The organism is Desulfobacter sp., from assembly GCF_050177295.1.
Genome location: NZ_JBFXHE010000493.1, coordinates 1 through 3,026, shown reverse-complemented (window position 1 = coordinate 3,026; position 3,026 = coordinate 1). Strand labels below are relative to the sequence as shown.

The window sequence follows — 3,026 nt, the reverse complement described above, 5'->3', positions numbered from 1 at the left end:
AACATTGGTGTAAATACGACCCGGGCCGGAAGAAGGGAGTTCTGACCCGGGCGGCCCCACCTTGATCAATTATTCAAACCGGTTCCGGAGCAACTATAGCCTGGTATCGGACCGTGGAGGAGTAGATACGCGATTCCTGCTCTCGGGTTCGGACAAACGTATCCGTGATAGGATATCCCCCCTTTTTATTTTAAACTTCCCTGGCCGGAAAAATATTGTGCCGTCCTATAATTTTGGTATAGTGAAGTGCGAAGTACTAAAATAGGTTACAGGGCCTAAAAAGAAAGGGATAAAAACCCAATTGTCGCAATCGAAATCAAAAAGGCATGAAACCCAGGGGAAAAAAGCAACCGGCCGTATTGAAAGAAAATCAGCACTAAAATCATTTCCTGTTGTGGGATTGGGGGCGTCCGCCGGGGGATTGGAAGCATTAAAGGCATTTTTTACAAAGGTTCCGCCAACCAGCGGAATGGCTTTTATCGTTCTGGTACATATGACCCCGAACCAGCCGAGCCTTATGCCGGAACTGCTTCAAAAAACAACATCAATTCCGGTGTCAGCCGCAAAAGACGAAGAGCCCCTTGAGCCGAACAGGGCATATGTCATTCCTCCTAATAAGGATATTTCAGTTTACAACGGAAAAATTCAACTTCTGGATATGACAACAAAGAGGGGCCTGCTGCCTATTGATTACTTTTTCCGGTCGCTTGCCCAGGATCAGGGAGAAAATGCAGCTGCAATTGTGCTGTCAGGTATGGGCACAGACGGCACGCTGGGTATTAAAGAGATCAAAGTTCATAACGGGCTTGTATTTGTTCAATCCGAGGACTCGGCCGGATATGACGGTATGCCCCGCAGTGCAATCAATACCGGAATTGTTGATATGATCATGGCTCCGGCGGACATGCCTGAAAAACTCATCCGATATTTTTCACACGCTGCCCGGCAGTCCCAGGATATCCCGGCTCAGCTTCCCGTTAAGGAAGATGGCTGGATACATAAAATTTATGCCATTCTCCGATCACATGTCGGTCATGATTTTTCATCCTATAAGCGCAATACAATTCTCAGGTGCATCAGCCGCCGGATGAATCTGAACCATATCAGCAGTCACGAAGATTATATGCGCTATTTAAGGGAAAATCCCGACGAAACAGACGCCCTGTTTCGAGAGCTGTTGATTGGTGTGACCAGTTTTTTCCGTGATCCGGAATCCTTTGACGTGCTGAAAACAGATGTCCTGCCGGACCTTTTAGAGACCCTGATGCCTGACGCCACCTTCAGAGCCTGGATTCCGGGATGTTCAACCGGTGAGGAAGTGTATTCTTTGGTCATTACATTAAAAGAGGTCCTTGACAAGACTTCAAACCGGATAAACCTGCAAATATTTGGTACGGATATTGACAACCGGGCCATCAGCAAAGCCCGTCAAGGTGTCTACCCGTGCAGTATCAAAGCGGATCTGGGCGAGGAGCGTGTGAATCGTTTCTTCATTCAAGAGGGAGATTTTTACCGTATACGAAAGGAAATTCGCGATTGTGTGGTCTTTTCCGTCCAGAATGTTATCAAGGACCCGCCGTTTTCCCGGTTGAACCTCATCTGCTGCAGGAATCTGCTGATTTACCTGAATACGGACGCACAAAAAAAGCTGCTGCCCCTGTTTCACTATACACTGATCCCGGGGGGCGTTCTTATGCTGGGATCTTCAGAAACCATAGGAAGCGCAACGGATCTGTTCGAAACCATCAATAAAAAATGGCGAATTTTCAGGCGTCGGGAAGTGCCTAAAGCCATACGACAGATCGTCAATTTTCCCACGGGTCCATTGGTTCTGGAACCTCCCCAGGATTCATCGGCTGCGAATCCTCAAAACAAAGCGTTCGACACCAGCTATCTGACACAAAAGGTGGTGTTGGAGCTGTTTGCCCCAACTGCCGTTCTTACGAACAGCAATGGCGACATCATAAATATACAGGGTCGGACCGGTAAATACCTTGAGACACCGAGCGGCCCTGTCACCAACAACATCCTGGATATGGTGCGTGAGGGGCTGCGCATAGAGCTCTCAGCCGCCCTGAGGGCTGCCAGATCCTCAGCTGTTCAAGTGACCAAAAAAAGACTGTCTGTAAAAACCAACGGTGATTATCAACTGATTGATCTGCATGTTTGCCCTTTAAAGAAACCCAATGAGCTTGCCGGACGGTTACTTGTGGTTTTTGAGGATATCGAATCCGAATCCATGGACGAAACAGGGGACCACGCCGGTAAAGATGACTCCTCGCTTGCATCAACGCGCATTGCTGAATTGGAACGGGAGCTGCAGACAACCAGGGAAAGTCATCAGACGACTATCGAAGAGCTGGAATCGTCAAATGAAGAGCTCAAATCAACCAATGAGGAAATCCAGTCGGCCAACGAAGAGCTGCAGTCCACCAACGAGGAACTGGACTCCTCCAGGGAGGAACTTCAGTCGCTGAACGAAGAGCTTCAAACGGTTAATGCCGAACTTCAAGGCAAAGTGGAAGAGTTGTCGGCAGCGCATGATGACATGCGCAACCTGCTGAACAGTACGGAAATCGCCAATATTTTTGTGGACAATAACATGCAGGTTCGGCGGTTTACACCTGAAGCCACGATGATAGTCAACCTCATTCCCACAGATATCGGCAGGCCTATCCGGCATGTTGCCAGTAACCTGAAATACGACAACATGATTAGAGATCTGGAAAAGGTCCTGCAGTATTTGACACCCGTTGAAACCGAAGTGCAAACCGATGAAGGGAGATGGTTCAACATGCGCATCATACCCTACCGTACCAGGGATAATCGAATCGACGGCGCTGTGATGACGTTTACAAGCATTGACGATCAAAAGAAAGTCAATAACCGGCTTGAAGACTCATTAAAAGAAGCGGAAAACGCTTGGGAACTCGTGCGGGCTATATTCGATATAGGCCAAGACCCAATGGTGGTATTGGATAAAAACAGCTGCATTGTCATCGCCAACACGTGCTATTCAACGCTTA

General features: G+C 48.1%; 1 protein-coding gene. It reads left to right on the top strand.

Annotated elements, in window-relative coordinates; all coding sequences use genetic code 11:
- Positions 1-394: 394 nt before the first annotated feature.
- The coding region (locus tag AB7U36_RS21615; RefSeq protein ID WP_428161678.1) for a chemotaxis protein CheB at positions 395-3,026 on the top strand (2,632 nt) is incomplete at its 3' end.